Annotated in this window: 16 protein-coding genes; 13 read left to right on the forward strand and 3 right to left on the reverse strand. The window is 44.8% G+C overall.

Annotated elements, in window-relative coordinates:
• Positions 1-50: 50 nt before the first annotated feature.
• The 13 genes from ACQ6WK_RS05775 to ACQ6WK_RS05835 all read left to right on the forward strand — a co-directional run bounded on the left by ACQ6WK_RS05775 (position 51) and on the right by ACQ6WK_RS05835 (position 11,811).
• On the forward strand, positions 51-2,216 hold the full coding sequence (locus ACQ6WK_RS05775; protein WP_432799796.1) for a secretin N-terminal domain-containing protein: 2,166 nt from the start codon (positions 51-53) through the stop codon (positions 2,214-2,216).
• 22 nt (positions 2,217-2,238) lie between these two features.
• A complete protein-coding gene (locus ACQ6WK_RS05780; RefSeq protein ID WP_432799797.1) occupies positions 2,239-3,900 on the forward strand; it encodes a GspE/PulE family protein in 1,662 nt (553 codons plus the stop codon).
• Positions 3,900-5,129 (forward strand): type II secretion system F family protein, encoded by a 1,230-nt coding sequence (locus ACQ6WK_RS05785; RefSeq protein ID WP_432799798.1) that lies wholly within the window; start codon positions 3,900-3,902, stop codon positions 5,127-5,129. The genes ACQ6WK_RS05780 and ACQ6WK_RS05785 overlap by 1 nt, the downstream gene beginning before the upstream one ends.
• A gap of 14 nt (positions 5,130-5,143) precedes the next feature.
• Positions 5,144-5,584, forward strand: coding sequence for a type II secretion system major pseudopilin GspG (gene gspG / locus ACQ6WK_RS05790; protein ID WP_432799799.1), 441 nt, complete (start codon positions 5,144-5,146; stop codon positions 5,582-5,584).
• 24 nt (positions 5,585-5,608) lie between these two features.
• On the forward strand, positions 5,609-6,145 hold the full coding sequence (locus tag ACQ6WK_RS05795; RefSeq protein ID WP_432799800.1) for a type II secretion system protein: 537 nt from the start codon (positions 5,609-5,611) through the stop codon (positions 6,143-6,145).
• Complete coding sequence (locus ACQ6WK_RS05800) at positions 6,123-6,626, forward strand: type IV pilus modification PilV family protein (RefSeq protein ID WP_432799801.1); 504 nt, start codon at positions 6,123-6,125, stop codon at positions 6,624-6,626. The genes ACQ6WK_RS05795 and ACQ6WK_RS05800 overlap by 23 nt, the downstream gene beginning before the upstream one ends.
• A complete protein-coding gene (locus ACQ6WK_RS05805) occupies positions 6,616-7,215 on the forward strand; it encodes a type II secretion system protein (protein WP_432799802.1) in 600 nt (199 codons plus the stop codon). The genes ACQ6WK_RS05800 and ACQ6WK_RS05805 overlap by 11 nt, the downstream gene beginning before the upstream one ends.
• Positions 7,212-8,222, forward strand: a complete 1,011-nt coding sequence (locus ACQ6WK_RS05810; RefSeq protein WP_432799803.1) for a hypothetical protein — start codon at positions 7,212-7,214, stop codon at positions 8,220-8,222. Before ACQ6WK_RS05805 ends, ACQ6WK_RS05810 begins: the two co-directional genes overlap by 4 nt.
• A gap of 14 nt (positions 8,223-8,236) precedes the next feature.
• On the forward strand, positions 8,237-8,695 hold the full coding sequence (locus ACQ6WK_RS05815) for a hypothetical protein (RefSeq protein ID WP_432799804.1): 459 nt from the start codon (positions 8,237-8,239) through the stop codon (positions 8,693-8,695).
• Positions 8,696-8,698: 3 nt separating this feature from the next.
• Positions 8,699-10,081, forward strand: a complete 1,383-nt coding sequence (locus ACQ6WK_RS05820) for a hypothetical protein (RefSeq protein WP_432799805.1) — start codon at positions 8,699-8,701, stop codon at positions 10,079-10,081.
• Complete coding sequence (locus tag ACQ6WK_RS05825) at positions 10,081-10,593, forward strand: hypothetical protein (RefSeq protein WP_432799806.1); 513 nt, start codon at positions 10,081-10,083, stop codon at positions 10,591-10,593. The genes ACQ6WK_RS05820 and ACQ6WK_RS05825 overlap by 1 nt, the downstream gene beginning before the upstream one ends.
• 29 nt (positions 10,594-10,622) lie before the next feature.
• Positions 10,623-11,219 carry a tetratricopeptide repeat protein gene (locus ACQ6WK_RS05830; RefSeq protein ID WP_432799807.1) on the forward strand — a complete coding sequence of 199 codons (597 nt, stop codon included), beginning with the start codon at positions 10,623-10,625 and terminating at the stop codon, positions 11,217-11,219.
• Positions 11,220-11,628: 409 nt separating this feature from the next.
• Positions 11,629-11,811, forward strand: coding sequence for a hypothetical protein (locus tag ACQ6WK_RS05835; protein WP_432799808.1), 183 nt, complete (start codon positions 11,629-11,631; stop codon positions 11,809-11,811).
• 91 nt (positions 11,812-11,902) lie between these two features.
• Here ACQ6WK_RS05835 and ACQ6WK_RS05840 read toward each other — a convergent pair whose 3' ends face one another.
• The 3 genes from ACQ6WK_RS05840 to ACQ6WK_RS05850 all read right to left on the reverse strand — a co-directional run bounded on the left by ACQ6WK_RS05840 (position 11,903) and on the right by ACQ6WK_RS05850 (position 19,029).
• The gene (locus ACQ6WK_RS05840) at positions 11,903-13,366 is read right to left on the reverse strand and encodes an MFS transporter (RefSeq protein WP_432799809.1); all 1,464 of its coding nucleotides are present in this window, start codon (positions 13,364-13,366) and stop codon (positions 11,903-11,905) included.
• 92 nt (positions 13,367-13,458) lie between these two features.
• Positions 13,459-16,422, reverse strand: coding sequence for a hypothetical protein (locus ACQ6WK_RS05845; RefSeq protein WP_432799810.1), 2,964 nt, complete (start codon positions 16,420-16,422; stop codon positions 13,459-13,461).
• 39 nt (positions 16,423-16,461) lie between these two features.
• Positions 16,462-19,029, reverse strand: coding sequence for a glycosyl hydrolase 2 galactose-binding domain-containing protein (locus ACQ6WK_RS05850; RefSeq protein ID WP_432799811.1), 2,568 nt, complete (start codon positions 19,027-19,029; stop codon positions 16,462-16,464).
• Between the last annotated feature and the right edge of the window lie 59 nt (positions 19,030-19,088).

A 19,088-nucleotide genomic window follows, 5' to 3' on the forward strand; every position in this document is an offset into this window, starting at 1 on the left:
CATGTATCAAATTTCTATGTTTGTTCGTTGCTATATGGGCATGCTTAGGCGTGCCGATTTTTGGTCAAGACAATTCACGTGAAGCTGCTGTTGCGCAAACTCAAACTCAAGATTATGTGGAACTGAATTTAGCGCCTAATGTTGAGTTGAAAGTTTTGACAGACTATGTGACACGGCAGCTTGGTATCAATGTGATTTATGATGAAGCGATTGGTGGGAAACGTATTACACTCAATATGCCCAAGCGAATTCCTAAGCAATCGCTTTTGCCAATTTTAGAGAGTGCGTTAAAAATGAAAGGGTTGCTACTGGTCGACGATCAAGTTGGCTGGAAGCGTGTTGTTCATGCAAAATCATTGAGCAGTAACACCACTTCTATATCGGAGCGTGGTGGAGAGGCGATTTTAGATAAAAATAGACAGGGAGATGAAGTTGTTACATGGTTTGTAACACTTCATCATGTTCATGTGAATCAGGCACAAAGTGTTGTGCAGCCATTCTTGTCTCAATCAATGGGTAGTTCAGGAAATGTAATTGTCGTACCAAGTCAGAACGCATTGATTGTGACAGACTACAAGAGTCAAATGAGTAAGATTGAGGAAGTACTTGTTCTGTTTGATCGGCCTGGGGAGCTGATGAAGATTGCTTTCATGCGGCTTAAATATCACGATCCATCACAGCTCTCACAAATGATTATTCAACTCGTACAGCAACGGTACAAGTTAAGTGGAAATGTGGGTAGTTCGGGAGGAAGTGGGGTGGTGCCAATTTTCATTGCTCCAGATAGTCGAACAAATCAATTGATTGTTATTGCGGATGATCGGGCGATGGCATGTGCCAAAGAAATACTAGCGGCACTGGATGTCGCGGTTAGCAGGAAGCTTGTGGTTTATCCACTTCAGTATGTGAAGGTGGATCGTATGGAGCAGATTGCTAGCGAAATGATGGATCTGCGAGCTGGTGGGAAGAGCGGCTTTAAGATTATACGGGATGATGATTCGGCTTCTTTACTTGTCATAGGAACAACGGCTGAACACGAGAGGTTACAGGAGCTTGTTGAGCAGTTTGATGTCAAGACGATTCAGGAGCAACGTGTTATTAAGAAGTATAAGCTTAAGCACACAGATGCAGAAGAAGTGCTCGCAACAATACGTGCGCTGGATCAAGAAATTCTTCAAGAAGTTGTGGTTAGCAGTAATGGTGTGCCGTCTGATATCACACTGCTAGATGAACGCCAATCTTCCCGTGCGACGACTAATCAGCCAGAACCAGTTGGTGCACAAACAGAGAATATCTCCATTACAGCAGATAAGAATACGAATAGTATTTTATTAATGGGGCCAAAATCCGTTCAGGACATCTATCGGCAATTGATTGAGATGCTAGATGTAAGACGGCCACAGGTATTGATCGAATGCACGATTGTGACGATTGATCATAAGAATGATTTATCGCACGGTGTTGAGGTTGGTGGTGAGATCAATATGGGGAGTGATGTGAAAGCGAGGCTGTTCTCGAGTTTTGGTTTGAGTAGTACAGACAGCAGTACGGGGGCCAAGTCACTGGGATCATCCCCAGGGTTCAATGGTACGGTTTTTAAAACTGACGTTGCTGATATTATCATTAAAGCGTTAAAGACTAATGGTCGCGGTCGTGTTTTTGCAATGCCACGTTTGCTTGTGAATGACAATGCCACCGGTCGTATTGAGAGTATCAGTGAGGCACCTTTTACAAGCGTCAATGCATCAGACACAGTTTCGACTACGAGCTTCGGTGGTTTTGTTTCAGCTGGGACGCAGGTCAGTATGAAACCTCATATTGCTGAAGGCGATCATCTCCGGTTGGAGTATGAAGTGACGTTGAATAGCTTTTCTGGTGAAGGATCAAATGGTATACCGCCACCACGTCAAACCAATTCGATTAGTAGTGAGGTGACGGTGCCGAATGGTTACACAATTATCGTAGGTGGTATGCGCCGAGAAGATGAAAGCGATACGACGCAAGCGGTTCCGATTCTCGGTGAGCTACCGATACTGGATTATTTATTTGGTAGTAAGGAGATCAAAAGCAGTGATTCGATCATGTATATTTTTATTCGGCCATACATTTTGAGAGAAGATAACTTTTCTGATCTTCGTTATTTTTCAAATGCAGGACTTGAGACAACTGGATTGGATCAAGATTATCCTACGAGCCAACCGGTTCTCATGAAGTGATCCCGGACAGTGTGAGTTTGCTATGATTGAAAATGTAACAAAACAAGAAATCCAGATGCAAGCGAGCAGTGTTGGTAACGATGATACATCCTGTTCATCAGATTCGGAGAAGTTTGATAGCAAAATTGATATGGGAGCAGCATTGTCTTTATCTGAGTGTAGTGTATCCGCTAGTTTTATAGGCTGCATTCCAATTGGTTATGCCCGACGGCACGGAGTGATGGGGCTCGTTGGAACAGTTGAAGGGGAGATAGTGATTGCGGTAAGTGACCAAACATCCCCTGATGTCATTGATGTCTTGCGACGAATGTTTGGTGTGTCGAACACGCGGATTGAGCAATTTGAGCATGCATCAATTTTGGCGAAGATCAATCAGGCTTATCAGCAGCGAACGGGGCAGGCGGATGCAGTGATCGACAAGATCGAGAGTGATTCAGATTTAGATGCGATGCGGACAGTATTGAGGGCAGGCGAAAGTACGAAAGAAGATTTACTTGATGTGTCTTCAAAGGCACCGGTGATCAAGCTAGTAAATTTGATCTTGTTTGAAGCGGTGAAGGCAGAAGCATCAGATGTGCACGTGCAGCCACATGAAGATGGGTTGGTGGTGAGGTTCCGAATTGATGGTGTGTTGTTCGATGCATATCGGTTGCCGCGGAGTGTGTTGGAGGAGATGGTTAGCCGTGTGAAGGTAATGGGGAAGATGAACATTGCTGAGAAGCGACTTGCACAGGATGGACGTGCGACAGTACAGGTAGGCGATGGTGTTGTAGATTTGCGTGTTTCAACCGTACCAAGCAGTCATGGTGAACGTATCGTGATACGTTTGTTGGATAAGAGTGCACGGTTGTACACACTCAGTGATTTGGGAATGGGTGCTGAAGCTTATGATGAATACCGCTCACTGATCGCTGTAGAGCATGGACTTATTTTGGTGACAGGTCCAACGGGCTCAGGGAAATCAACCACGCTGTATGCTTCGTTGAGTGAGATTAATAGTAAGCAGCTCAACATTTTAACGCTTGAGGACCCGATCGAATATCAGCTTGATGGGATTAGTCAGATTCAGGTGAGTGATAAAAAGGGGATGACGTTTGCGAGCGGTTTACGTAGTGTTCTGAGGCAGGATCCAGACATTGTCATGGTTGGAGAGATCCGTGATCATGAAACCGCAGTGCTTGCGATTCAGGCAGCGCTCACAGGCCACCTTGTGTTTTCGACATTACATACCAATGATGCTGCGAGTGCCGTGACACGATTGCTGGATCTTGGGATCGAACCTTATCTGGTAGCCAGTTCATTGGTGGGTGTGATGGCGCAGCGTTTGGTTCGACGGATATGTACTGCATGTGCAGTACATGATGCATCAGTGCTTAGCTCGCTGCATCGCCTTGAGATTGATGAGTCGTGTGTTGATACCCAAGGTATTCGTGTTGGCAAAGGTTGCGAGGCATGTCGCGATACAGGCTATCGCGGGCGTGTGGGTTTGTATGAACTTTTGATGGTGAATGAGCCTATTCGTGAGCTGGTTCAGCAACGCGCGACTGCAACACAGATCAAACAGGAAGCGATTCAGTCAGTCGGCATGAAGCCGTTACGGGATTCGGGTGTACGACAAATATTACAAGGTGTGACCACGGTTGATGAAGTGTTGCGCGTAACGATGCGGTCGGTGGAGAGCTAATGGCGGTCTATAGTTACAAAGCGACCCATCATGATGATCATGTACTGGATGGTACGGTGGTCGCTGATTGTGCGCGACAGGCGCGCGATCAATTACGTGAGCAGGGCTTGGTAGTACATGATGTTGAGCCTATTGGTATGAAAGGATCATCTTTCTTAGGCATTAATTTTAGGGGTATGTGGTACGGTCGGATTAAGTCAGTGCAGTTGGTTGAGTTTGTTCGAGAGCTCTCGACGCTTCTAGGTGTGGGAACACCACTGCTTGAAGCGCTGGACACGATTATTCTTCAGCAGCATGGCCATCTTAAAACAGTATTGCTTCAGGTGCGTGAGCGTGTTGCTTCTGGTGTGTCGCTGAGTGAAGCATTGAAAGAACATTCGCAGTCGGGAAGAGGTGGATTTGACGCGATCACAGTCAGTATGGTTGCCGTGGGTGAAGATTCGGGGAATCTGGATGGAGTGCTCGAAGAACTTGCTAATTTTAAGGAACATGCGGCTTCATTGAAGAACCGTGTATTGTCGGCATTGCTATACCCATTGATTGTATTGGGAATTGGTGTGTTGGTCTGCATCTTTTTGATGGTATATGTCGTGCCGGGTTTGATCGAATCGCTGGAGGAGGCAAACCGTGACCTACCAATGATTACTTTGGTCGTAAAAGCGGTTAGCGACTTTATTTTGTATCAATGGTGGCTGCTTGTAGGTTGTGTCCTTTCGGTGGTGATTGTTTTTTCTGCAATGATGCGTACTCATCGTGGGCGGCATGGGATACACCGTTTGATTTTGCGAATCCCCATTTTGGGGGACCTGATTCGTAAACAAACAGTGGTACAACTGTCGTTTGTGATTGCAACGCTAATGCGAGGTGGGATTCCATTTGAGCAGGCGATTCGTCTTGCGCGGGAAGCTGTTCGAAATATGTTACTTCGTGATGCGTTGGAGGAAACAGAGCAAGCGGTGACTGAGGGATGCGATATTGCAGAAGCGCTCGCGTTAACCGGGGCGTTTAGCCCCACGGTTGTGCAGGTGTTTGCGCTTGGTCAGCAAAGCGGACGACTGGAGGAAATGTTGTCTCGTTTGGCAAAGGATTATGATCGGCAGGTTGCGACTGCGGCGACGCGGTTTACCACGGTGCTTGAACCAATTTTAATCGTATTACTTGCGGTTATGATCGGTGCGATCGCGTTTGCGACGATATTGCCAATCTTGGAAATGGGCAGCACGCTCTAATCAAGGATAAATAAATGATGAATGGAGAACATTCAATGACACATACTTATGGTTATCAAAGAGGTTTTTCATTAGTCGAGCTGATGGTTGTGTTGGTGATCATTGGTTTGCTGGCGGGTGTTGTGACGGTGAGCACACGGGTTTATTTGGTGCAGGCAAAAACAAATGCTGCGAAAATGGAGATCGCTTCGATTAGTGAGGCGTTAGAAACCTACTACGCTATGTACGATCGTTACCCTACAAGTGATGAGGGGCTAGATGTGCTGTCGGAGAAACTTGACGGGCAGGTCGATTCGATCTTAAGGCAGAAGCCAATTGATCCGTGGGGCCGAGCATATCAATACAACTATCCTGGTCGCGAAGATGCTTACGATGTTTATAGCTTAGGTGCGGACGGGAAAGAAGGCGGCGAAGGTGCCGATAGCGATATTGGTAATTGGAATTTGAAGCAATAATAACGTGAAACACCGGAGCTTGAATTGCGTTTGCGTGGTTTTACACTCATTGAGTTGATGGTTTGTATGATCATCATCGGTTTGCTAGCAGGTACGGTTGTTGTATCGTTGCGAGGTCTAAGTGATAAGGTGACACGTGACGATGTGATTGATCAATTGGTAATGATGGATCAACGTGTAAGGTCGTATGCGGTACTGCATAGAAAAGCAGGGCAATTGCGTTTTGATTTAAGTAAGGTCCCGAGCACGATCCGTTTGGTGACACCTTCGGAAAATGAATATGAAGCGTACAAACGTGACGGACAAACATGGCGTATGCATCAGTCGTATCGGTTGAGTGAGATCCGATTGGCTGGTGGAGAATCAAGTCATACGCAGATTGCATTGCCGGTGAGTTCACAGGGGATTATGACAACATACGCGCTGAAAATTGATCGGGTCATTGAACGCATTGAGGTGGATACTTCCGCATCTGTTTGGCTTGTTTTTGCAGGTATTACTGGTCAAGTTTATCAAACTGAAAAGCAGGAGGAAATCGATGCGATTCTTTCTGCGAAGTAATGTTGGCGTATACTATAATATTCAGAATCGAAACATTTGGTGGCAAGGTTTTACACTGATCGAAGTTTTGGCATCACTTGTGATTTTGAGCGTATTGTTGGTGGGTATAGTGACGGCACGCGGCAAACATCTCCGTCAATCTGAGCGAATGGTTCTGAAACAACAAGCGATTCTCGCGGTTGATGATATGCTTGAGCAGTTATGGCAAGATTCGGAGCACCAGTTGGAGGTTGGGATGCGGGGTATGTTAGAAGCTGACGGCGGCCATAGTTTCTATTGGGAAGTACGGCCAATTGATTTGGTCGAGGATGTGCCAGATGTTTTAGAGATGACGTTGGTGAAATTAAGCGTTTTTGAGCAAAGTTTTCAGGATCACTATGAAGAGGAAATTTTAACTGTTGAGATGATTGTAAGTAATCTTTCTGCTTTTGAGAAAACGGAGGAGGAAGATCCGGCAGAAGGTGGTGAGGATGAAACGTAAGTTTGCTTACTGCCAAGATGGTTTTACTTTGATCGAGCTGGTTGCTACGGTTGTGATAGCTGCGGTATTGCTTGCTACTGTCATCCAAGTTATTAGTTCTTTAGGTCGCACATCACAGATCATAACGCAGCGTACTAAGCAGTCACTTCTTGATCCTCCGTGGCAAAGACGAATCAAAGCACAGTTTAAACGTGATTTTGATCATGCGACAAGCGTAGATATTCTGAGAGATAGGATTGAGTTGCAAACGCTATGCGAGATTGACCCTTTTGATCATGAACGGCGATACATACCTGTGCGGGTGGTTTATCAAGCAATTGGTCGTAGTGAACCTAGAATACTTGTTCGTAGGCAATACACACATCCGCAAATTCAACGGAGTAAGCCGAATGTCGATCTAATTGCGATTGATGTGGTGCAATTTGATGTGTCACGATTAGAATTGGAACAATTAGTTCAGCCTGATGAACAACCTTCTGAAGTAGAGATAAAGCATCAATTGCCGTATGCGATAAAGCTTTATTGCCGCGATCAGGAAGCGCTGGAATTCGAGCTATATGCACAAATGCAGATTGAAGGTGCTTCATGATTTCTGTGAAACGGTTTGGAGATAGGGGGTTTATTTTAGTACTGACATTGTTCTTACTCGTGATTGCAGGAACATCACTCGCTATGTTGGCACGGAAGTCACATAGCAGTGTTTTGGAAACACTTGAGGTCGAGCAAGCGATGAAATCCAAGTGGCTAGAGAGAAGCTGCGAGCGATATGTACTTGGTCAGGCGCGTTATATATTAGAGACAGAAAAACAAAAGTCGGGGCAAACTAGGACGGATGATGGGTGGAACTTAAACGATGAGACACAATCATTGTTTTTTGCAAACAGATCTATAAAGATTAAGCATAATGACCTTAATCTTGATATCTGTTTAAGTAATGAGGACGCGAAGGCCAATGTGAACACTCTGTATGACCAATTGTCTGGTGATGAAGTAAAAGCAATTGTTGAGAAGCTTGTAAACTTTCCAGATTTGACGGTTAAGTTTTCAGCATCAATGCTTCCGGATTCAGAAATCAACTTGGGGAACGGCACAACGAGTACAGAGGATAGTGCAAGAGATAATGTGGTAGATGGTCCTAGTGCGATCCAGTTTTATAGTCTTGATCAATTATTTGGAATAATGACTACGCAGATTCTGGACAGTATGGTTAAGGCTGAGCAATCGGCGAATCAATATCTAACATGCTGGTCTAGTGGTATGTTAGATTACCGTTCCGCAGATCCAGCTACTATCGAAGCGTTGCTTCATCCAAAGATTGGCCACACGAAAGTCACTCAGCTTTTAGAACTGCGTCATGAAGCCCCAGATCTAGATTTATCCCGTATATTACCGCAACTAGATCTGAGTGAACGTGAAATGGCTTACGTTAATCAAGTGATCTCTGATCAGCCTCCTACATCATACGGGATGATGCTGCGTCTACAGTCGCCTACTCGGCAGCGGTATCGCTGGAGTATTATGACAATAGATCAGCCGAATGGTCGTGATCAGAGTGATTTAGATAAGATCGTTCATATTAGATCGTTTCTGTGGTAATGTATGAGGTTTATATGAGATTATTACCAAGACAGATTAAAGGTTTGCTCAGTACCATCGCGGTTATGTGTTTGCTGTGTGCTGTTGGTATAGTGTGTGCTAGCTACTATTGGCCTGTAACGATTCCGAACATAAATCAATTTGTGAAGACACAATCTCAGTTAGATAGCATCTCAGGTGAAAAGTTGTTTTCACTTTCTGATATGAGGGCGTTGTGGCAAAAACCGTTCCAGCAGACAATTTACGATAAACCTGTAAAGAAGAAGGTAGTTCGTCCTCCATCAATCAAGCTTCTAGGTACTAGCGTACTAGGCGAGAAGCTGCAAGCTTTTGCAGTAGATAGTAAAGGGCAAACAGTATTTCTTGGTATTGGTGATACTATTGGGCAGGCAACAGTGACTGAGATTAAAAAAGATGCGATCGAGATTGAATTTGATCAGCAAAAACATGTCATTTCGATGGGGGGGCAATAATTCATGAAGCATGAAATACATGCCATTCTGTTCGATGACGATCATGCGGTGATAGTTGCCGATGGAGATGTAGATTTTAAAATCACATCGATTCCAATAATTAAAGATCAGGAACGCCCTTCTGCTATAGTTGATCCTAAGGCATTAGAAGATGCGATTAGTAATAAACGAATTAATGAGCCTTTGGTTGGACTGCCATCGGATTGGTGTTATGTCGCATCAATCCAATTGAATGAGAGTAAACGATCACGGCTTAGTACCATGTTGTTTCAGCTTGAGGAGTTTTTGCCACTTGATGCGGAGCAAGTTGCTGCATCATTTCACATCAACTCACATTCAGCAATGGCACTCGGTTGTGCTATTGAAGCTAAGCCATTGCAGCGGATTTTAGCTGAGCTTGAAGATCGTGGTATATCACCAGGCGCGATTTGTCCAAAGGTCTTTTTTGTTTTTCACGTATTGCAACATCAGAAAAAAATCCCCGATTCGTGTCAAGCGATTATTCTTCCTGAGCCTAATGGCATTTACTCAATAATTCAGCTTCATTCAGGGCGAATAGTCTCATGGCGGCTACTTACCGAGAAGGATTTACTCCGTGATGAAGTGCATGTTTCGATATTGTCGGGTGTAGATCTAGATCAATCAGATAATACCAAACTCATTTTAGGTGTGGATTTATCTGATGATCTTGTTCGCGAACTACAAGAACGTTGCGATTTGAAACTCGAAATTGTTGCAACGCCCATATTGGAATTGTTGTATGAAGGAGCCGTTGATCTACATCGACGTGAGAAAGTACCTGTTTTCAATTTACGAACGGGACCACTGGCAGTTCAATCTTCTTGGCTTCGATATCAAAAGCAGGGCGTTTTTGCAGCGTTAGGTGTTTGTCTATTGCTGATTAGTATTTTAGTGTCGCTTAGCATTAGGGCACGTGCATACCGGCATGAATTTGATCAAGCGAATCAAGCCATGATTGAGCTATATCAAGAAGCTTTTCCTGGACAGTCGGTTCCTTTAGGAATCATGGGGCGTCTCCAAAGTGAGCAACGCAAACTACAAAGCACTAATGCGGAATCCGTTCAGTTACCAGAGCAGCGTTCAATGTTGTTCACGATCCGCGATGTACTTTCTTATCTGCCAATAGATATACGCTTCAAACTAGATGAACTTCAGATTGAGGCAAGGCAGATCCGCGTTTATGGGACGACACGTTCACATGTTGATGCAAATAAAATTGTGGCGGGTTTACGAAATATAGAGGACTACAATTTTGAACTATTGCGTACAGACCAAACGGCTGATCGTACGGTTAGTTTCAGTATTGTAGGGCTTCTGAAACAGAAATCTCAGCCTCTGCATATTTCTTCTGTAAGGGGAAAGTGATGAAACAGTCGTTGCGTTTGACTTTACTTATATGTATCTCTGTTTTTCTGGTACTAGGTTGTGTATGGTCATTTATAAAGCACCATCAATACCGAGTTGCTGCTATTAATAAAATTGGAGATTATCATAAAGCTGTTGCGATTATTGATCAGATTAAAACACATAAAGATAAGCCGAAGCTTGTTGAATCTGAAGGTGTAAAACTTAGTGATATGCGTGTGAGATTGGAACAGGCAGCACAAAAATCAAATGTGCCAACGCTCGGGAGTGTTTGGTCAGATACAGCTCGCCGTGTTGACAAAACACCATTTCTGATTCAATCCACCCGGGTAACGATTGATAAGGCAAATATGGAGCAGATCTTAAAGTTATCGTGGCAGATTGAAAAGAATAATTCGTCGTTAAATGTTGCGGGGATACGTTTGGCTGCAATAGATGGCGATGAAGGTAGACAAGAGTTTTGGAAAAGTGATTTAACTTTAACTCATTTAATTTATTCGCCGAAGGACTAGATTGTTCGGTCACGTGAAGAGAAATTGATATGAAATATAACATATTGTGTACGGTATTAATTAGTTCAATAGTGGGGATGGCTGGATGTATAGGTTCATCGCCAAGCAAAGATCAAACTTACGAATCTCCAGCTGAGGCACAAATAAAACACACACAGCGGGCTGCAAACCTGAATCGTCTTGCGGTCTTACAGATCGAAAATGGAGACTATGAGAAGGCGATCGCGACTCTAAAGAAATCGCTCGGTATCGATATGGATTTTGCACCAGCACACAACAATCTTGGGCTCATTTATTATGAGCAAGAACAATTTTACACGGCAGCTTGGGAATTTGAATACGCGGTGAAGCTCATGGACAACCCCGCGGAACCCCTCAACAACTTGGGCATGGTTTATGAAGCCGTTGGCCAATACAAAAAGGCGCATAGCTATTACGAGAAAGCGTATGAAGCAGATCCGGATCAGATTCAGATTGTTGGCAATTTTGCTCGCAATCAGGTTCGACAGGGGTTACGTACACCAGAGTTAAAGGCCATGCTGGATGAAATTATTCTCAAAGATAGTCGGGCCGATTGGATTGAATGGGCTACCGAGCAACGTGTTTTGATTGGTGAGGTAAATTGAGATGCGGGGGGTTATATAGCTTGAGTCTGGCAGTATGAACGGTTTAGCGGTTGGTAAGCATAAGCGGGATTCTGTACCTTTACTATGGAATGTGGTGATCAAAATACGTTGTAAGTTGAGGCTGAAATATAGATATGAAAAAAGCCATCCACCGGATCGAACCGGTAACCTGCGGTTTACAAACGGGCGTAGGCCTTGCCTGCAGTAGCACCCTATGGCAGTCTGCTCGTGCCGATTCTCTGGAACAATTAGAGGCCGCAACAGCTTCGACGGCGTCGTTTCTTTGTCTGTAACCGCCAAGGTAAGCAAAGGACACCGGAGCGGTTCTCACTTGCCAGTGAAACCAGTGACAAGAGCACGAGCAGAAGGCTGAACTTTCTGGGTGAGGTGACGAGCCAACACCCAGAAATTGCCGAAGAAGAAAGCGCGAAGTGAGCGTAAGCGATTTAATAAGGGGCAGGGCGATTGGCAGGGAGAGGGTTCGCAGTATGACAAGCCGGAGAAGTATACGCAGAAGGGGATTCAGTTTACGGGGGATCGACCAAAGGATGGGCCGGTGAACCGGAGGCGGAAGAAAAAGAAGAAGGGTTGAGCATGGGGGGTGAAATTAGTATTGCATGCATGTCAAACGCGTTGAAAATCAACGCATTTTTTATTGAGTAATTTAAATAATGTTTTAGCGGTTATGCGGGCAATTCTTGTTTGTTGTTATCATGGTTAACTGTTAAACGCTCGCGAATGATGCGTTCATTTTCCTCAGCTTTCTCGCGGCTGATTGGGAAAAGCCATAGTGCGATGAATGCAATGATGATTCCACCACACAGGAAGCCGAGGAAGAGCAGTCTCAAATTGAGTTGTACGTCTTCGGTTGGATAGGCTTGTTCGTCATAACCGGACATACTTAATACAAACGCACCGGATAGTGATGTCAATGCAACTGCGACTTTGAAAAGGCAGCTTTTGCTTGCGCCATAAATACCTTCTCTAGCAATGCCGGTTCGGGCTTCTTCATCTTTGGTTACGTCGCCTATCATTGAATCGATCATCAGCCAAATTCCGGAGCTGCCAATGCCAACTAAAACAGCTGAAATATACTGTAAATATGGGTAATCCCGGTTCCATGTCCACCAATGACTGCCAAAGCCAACGAAGAGAATTGCTAGGCACATTAGTGCGACGGATCGCTTATTCATGAGCCGCGAAAGACGAATCATGACGTACATGCCGCAGAGGCTGCATATTGTGATGATATTCCCAGAGATGGCAACAAGCTTTGCGCCGAAAGCTTTATCGCCTTCAGCGATATAAAACACATTGATGTGCATGGTGAGTGCGCCGGTGGTATAGATTGCGATTGCGAAGACAAGCATTGCAGTCATAACATAGACGAACGCTTTATTACCAAATGTCGCGCTAATGATTTCTTTTATTGAAACTTTTTCTTTTGGCTTGTCGACGTGCAAGTCTTCAGTGCAAAACAGTGCGGGGACTATGCCGCTAAGTGCTGCGATAATGGCGACTGCACCGCCAACATATCGCATGCCGACAGTTTCGTCGCCTCCAAAGGCATCATGAACAGAGAAGCTGTATAGCCAAACAACACCAAACCCTGCAAAAGTTGTGAAGTACAAACGTGACGCCATGATCTTTGTCATTTTGTCGTAGTTTCGAGTGAACTCGTAACCCATTGCAATGTAGGGGACGCTGAACACTGTATAGGCTAATGTGATGAGAGAGTATATTAAGCCGATCCACATGAGAAGCATCAGCTCGTTGCCTGTAGGGAGGGGCGGTAAACCAAACCAACCGCTTGTGGTACCAGTGCTTGTTGCGACTGCATTTACTGCTTCGACTTTTCCGAATGGCGGCAGCCATAGAAGTGCAAAGAGCAATGCCATGGTGATTGCGCCGGCGAAGATGTATGGTCGTCTTCTTCCGAATCTTCCACGAGTTCTGTCGGAAAGAATGCCCATTAAGGGATCGGTTATTACATCTAAAATTCGTGGTACGAATATAAATACACCTAGCCAGAAAGCATCAACGCCATAGCCAATATTGAAGACCGGAATGATAGTCCATGCCAAACCGTATGTGAGCAGGTTGTCTGCAACACCACCTACACCCCATAAATAATTGCGCATTTTCATTTGATCATCTTGAATCGCTTGCAACTGATTTCTCCATCAATCAATTCGTACAGCTTGGCTCATGGCCAGTAATATCACGCTACATAAACACATTATTTCACAAGCGAGAAGGTGTATGTCTTACCTGCTAGAACAGAGCCGGTGATCATATGATCTTTGATTTGTAATCCGCTATCGCTGCCATTGGCCGGCAATTTGCCAGTGAGCATTGCGGCATTGATCGTTATGTTTGCATCGGCTGTGCTGGTGACAAAAAGTTTTTTATCATACCATGACAGCATCATGTTTGTTGGTTCTGATGATTCAAAGGTCAGGCCATGTTTTGTGTATTGTTTGTGACCAATAAATATAGCATTTGGCGCTATGTACTCATATGAGACATCACCAAGATAACCTGAGGAAGTCAACTTCAAATCGCCTTTGGGTAATTTTTGATTGATGAACTTGGCGAAGTGAGCTAAGCCATAACCAATCGGTCTTGTTTTACCGGAGGGGGATCCGTCGTAACGAGTGAGGCCAAACGCGCTTTCGTATCGCATATTTTTTACGCTATTCTGTGTCCACCAGATTTGGTCATAGGCATATGGGATTGGCGCATCGTGCATCTTCCATTTGAAGACACCCGTGTGATTGTGTGCATAGGCATAGAGATAAAAGCTCATCTCGGCAACGGCACTTGCATTGGGGCCAAGCTGCTTGTCGCCAATGGTGAACCCGCAGGTGTATCCAAACTCTCCTAGGCTTGCTGGGTGATGGGGGTAAAGTTTACGTAGCAGATCCATTTTTTTGACGTTCTTTAATGTGTCTTTCACGCGGCGGGGTCGGACGTATGTGTGTTGTGTATGCCAATCGAGTTTTTTATTACATGCCATTGTGACAAGGTCGGTGTTGTAGCCGACTGTTACGAGTGCGTTCGGATCGATTTCTTTAATCATTACCGAAAATGGTGACATCCAGTCATCGAAGGTTGCGCTGACAGCGCCTTGCACTTCTTTGATGACGTGTGGTGGAAGCTGGCATGTTTGGTCATCGTCAAAGGGTGTTGGAATCATGTTCCACAGCATTTCAGCTGCGTATAGTTGTCTGCGGACATCTTCATTTGCCCAGCTAGGCATGAGTGGCCATGGCGGTTTTTCTTTAACGTTTCGCTCAAGTTGGATTGTATTTATGTATTTTTTGTATCGTTCGGCGGGGCGTAGTTTGACAATTTTTGAGAGTTCGCCATTAACCGTTATGGCACCGATTGTTGTGATATATGGTTCATTTTGTAAGTCATAGCCGATGACAACGTCTTGGCCTTTGAATGCTTGGATGACAGGTTTAAATTCATTGACAATGTCATTTACATCAACGGGATGTTGTTCGACTTGTCCATCACCGCGTAAGTGAATCATTAAGTAGATGCCGGATTTTTCAGCAGCTCTGATAAGTGTTTTAGTACGTTTTGGGTCTTTAACTAATTCTGCGCCAAGCCAAAAACGAAAAGCGTTGATGCCCATCGCAGATGCTTGCATGAAATCAGACTCGATTAGCTTGCTGCTCCAAAACTTGTCGCCGCAGTAAATGAAGGGACGTCCACTTGGGCCGATGTAGTTTGCACCGATGAGAAATACTGGTTTGCCGCTTTGATCAACTAATGCATCTCCCGTTTCGCTTACTCTTAGGCGGCTACATTTACCACCGAGCCGGGTGCCTTTTTTTACATACGGGAGTTCAGCATGCTTTCGCCATTTTTTGTCTTGTTTTGCGATGTGCTTGATTGCATCAATGACAACCTTGACGAATTGCTCGTTCTTGATGAGTGAAGCATCATCAATCCCAGAGAAAAGCCAGTATCCGTTTTTGTACTTGCCATCAAAGTTGTGAAGTAATGATAGGCCCCAGCCGGCATACCGATCGAATTTATCGTTTACTTCAAGAATTGGATAGAACTGAGATTTAAACGGTAGAGCAACACCGATTGCTGAGACGCCACGGCCACCCCCAACGCCACCTTCCCAATCAAAGTACTGCTTCAACTCTTTGCGTAAACTGATTGAACTTTCTGCCGGAAGCCCGTAAGCCTTCATGTAATCAAAGCAATACAATGTGAAATCATTGGCTTGAAATGCGTTCTCATAATGTGTGATTTTAGGCAAGACAACATTCGCAAATTCAACGCCGGCGATACTGAATGTATGGTCACCGGAAGGGGTTGTGAAGAATTCATCTGCGAAACCGACAGTGACGGCCGCGATGTTTTTCAGTTGAGGGAGATCACCTTTCTTGCCGCGAGTATTGTCGCCACCATTGCGAAATAGTTGGAATTCATCTAATCGTACAGCGACATTTTTCCATTTAGTTGATGGTTGAAGGTGTGTCACCCAGCGTGCGCCGCCTTTTTCTCTGATCTCAAATGCGACAGTTGGTGTATGTCCATCTCCACGAAGCCATAGCCGCATAACGTTTGCATTCTTTGTCTTTACATTTTTGGTTGGGATAGCCCATCCGGCCCATCCATCTGAGAAATCTTTGACTGTAAATACCATCCCTTTTCTGCCATGCTTTATTACGGGTTTGGTGTACATGACCTGTGAGGCGTGTTTGCTTTCCTTGGTGTAGGTTTTGTTGGTAAAGGGTTTAGCGATATCAATTTTGAATGCAGACTCACCTTCAAGTAGTTTCGCATTGATACTCGCTTCGCTTTTTCCTGCTAACGCGAGATCACTTTTCGGATTTGCAAATAGCTCGCCACCTAAGAAGACACCATCACCGCCACTAAGCATAAATTCGTGAACATGCGGCATGATACGAGCTGGTGCGACATCACTGTTCAGGAGTACAACCGCATCAAACAACTCAATATTGAATTTAGTCGGATTCGTAATTGCACTGATATCCAGTGCAGAGACTTCAAACCCAGCTTTTCTCATTTGTTTGATATATATTGAAGAAACACCATCTGTCGAAGCATCGCGATAGATAGCCAGACGGTATGTGCTTGCCGCCCATGCTGACGTGGTACATGCGCTTAGTATAATGATGAGAGTTGATAATGTTTTTACACAATTAAACATACTGTTCTTCCATAAACAAGATGCAGTTAATCGTTGATGTTATTGCGAGTTAACAAGCACTTTTTCATTTTGATAGCATTTTCCGTAGTGATTCGCACAATTGTAGAACGCCGGATCTTTTAGATTGTTTGCATTGTTGTCACTCAAGCCATCAACATGCAGTGTTTGAATGTCGCCAGGTAACATCGTGATCATTTGGTCGCTAACAATTGCATCAGCCTCTAGTCTGTCAGCAAAGAAGCAAAGATCACGCACCAAACTTTCAGCTTTGATATGAAGCAGATGGCATTTATTGCCGAGATGTTCCACGTCAATAGTTAGCTGTGGTTGGGGATATTCAAGATCAAAGTCCATACTACAGAACCAATAGCCGCGTTCATTATCGATTGATGCAACGATGAGATCCACGCCCTCTAATGTCGAAATCCCAGTGAGAGGGAACTTGCATTGCCCTCTGCTTTCGACATTTACGATTGAGCTAAATTTGCCAACTTCTTCGCCATTTATGTTAAGGCAACGTACTTCAACTGTGCCTTTCCAAACTTCAGCTGAATCGTTATGTAGGTAGACGGATAGGTCCGTTGGGTTTGCGCCCATTTCGATTGGATTGGTAGGTTTGATGGTTAGCAGTTTTGGTCTGTAGAATCGCCGTGTTGCATACCAAAGATATTTGCGGCGACCGGGCCCATCGACTGCGGCCCAACTTGCAACAGGCCAGCAATCATTGAATTGCCAATAGAGGCTGCCGCCATTCCATGGAGAGAGTGCACGTAGCCATTCGCAGCCAAGCTCGAGGGCGCGTGCCTGGTTAAGTGATGCTAAAAACCATTGATCTTCAAATGAGTCAGGGACCTTGAAAGATTCCGCGATACGTTCAATAGCAAAACGTTGACCATCTGTTTGTTTGTTGTGGTGAATCATCGATTCACTGAACCATTCGTGTTCTTGTTCAGGAACGGATGCTTGAATTGTTGGCCATGTTGCGGGGCCGTGGAAACCAAATTCGCTTGCGAATCGCGGGAAGCTTGCCATGTAGTTTCGGTAACCGCCTTCTCCGTTCCATACATCCCAAATATGCCTGTTGCCAAATTCGTTGGCATTTGGTGTTCGTTGCATATTGCCGGAGAATGGGCTGCCTGCCCAGTATGGATGCCCTGGGTCAAGTTGCTCGACACATTTTGGTAAGAGGTTTAGGTAGTAGCCGCCACCCCAACCGACTTCGTTTTGTTCTCGCAAGCTTGTCCACTCTTCACCCCAATCGAACATGCCCCAAATATTTTCATTACAGCCATTCCATACGGTAAGCGAAGCATGTGAACATAATCTTGCAATGTTGTCCCGGGCTTCCGCTTCAACGCTGCCCCAGAAAGGCTCTGTCTCAGGATAGCAGGCACATGCAAAACAAAAATCTTGCCAGACCATCACACCACGCTCATCGCAGACGTCATAGAATGCTTCGTCTTCATATGTGCCGCCGCCCCAAACACGCAACATGTTCATGTTTGAGTCAAGTGCAAGTTGAATTTTTTCTTCATAGTGCTTGCGGTCGACACGGTGAGGGAAGCAGTCGTCAGGAATCCAGTTTGCGCCTTTGCAGTAAACGCGTTGGCCATTGATCTTAAAGAAGTAGCTTTCGCCTTTACCAAGTCCTTCGATTTCTTCTGGATCTAATTCTGTGATTAGCTTAGATGTTTTGATGCCTAGTCGTCTTGACTTACGGTCGAGGACATTTCTGTTATTGTCAACAAGCCAGACTTCAAGTTTATAAAGTGATTGCTTGCCATATCCAATCGGCCACCAAAGTTGTGGATTCTCGATTGTGATATGCTGCTCTGAACCTACAAGGTCATTGCCTTCTGCAACAACGATGTCTTTATCATTTTTCAGCGCATAGTGGATACGGCAATTATCCGTTCTTTCATTGATCACCGTATCTACGCGCAGTATTACTTCGCCGCATTCGCTGTCTGCACGGACAACTTCTGGTCGCATATCGCCTATTCGACCACATGTCCATCGTTCGATGTAAATTTTTCGCCATATACCACTTGTTACCAGTGCGGGACCCCAGTCCCAGCCGAAGTTGCATCCCATTTTTCTTATGAGATTGTGCGGTAGCTGGGGGTTCGAACCACTTCCTGTAAACGGTAGGATTTTGAATTCAGGCGCGAGTGAAGTGATGTGCTTCATTGGTGAACTGAAGATGATTTCAAGCTCGTTGTCGCCAGTTTTAAGTGCTTTGCGTAGATCGAATCGCCAGCGACGGTGCATGTTGTTTGCTTCGCCTATCACTTGACCGTTCAGTTTCAGTTCAGCGAGTGTGTCCAACCCTTCGCAGACTAATGTTGCATACTCATCGATTGCGAGATCATCATCAATCGTGAAGCGACAAGTATATGACCAATTCGTCCAACCAATCCATTTCAGATTCAGTTCGTTACGATCATAATATGGATCATCAATCAATCTGGCTGTGAGTAAATCCGTATGCACACAGCCTGGTACACTTGCTGGAATTTCCATTCCCTTGATGTTCGATGGAACCTTTGACTGATCGCCAATTGCTTTAACCACCCACTCAAACTGATTTAAATACTGCCTTTTCAAGAGTCCGCACTCCATAACATGAATCTGCTTAATAACCTAATAAAAATCCGCGCCCCCAT

It is taken from the genome of Poriferisphaera sp. WC338, assembly GCF_050931845.1.
Classification (GTDB): domain Bacteria; phylum Planctomycetota; class Phycisphaerae; order Phycisphaerales; family Phycisphaeraceae; genus Poriferisphaera.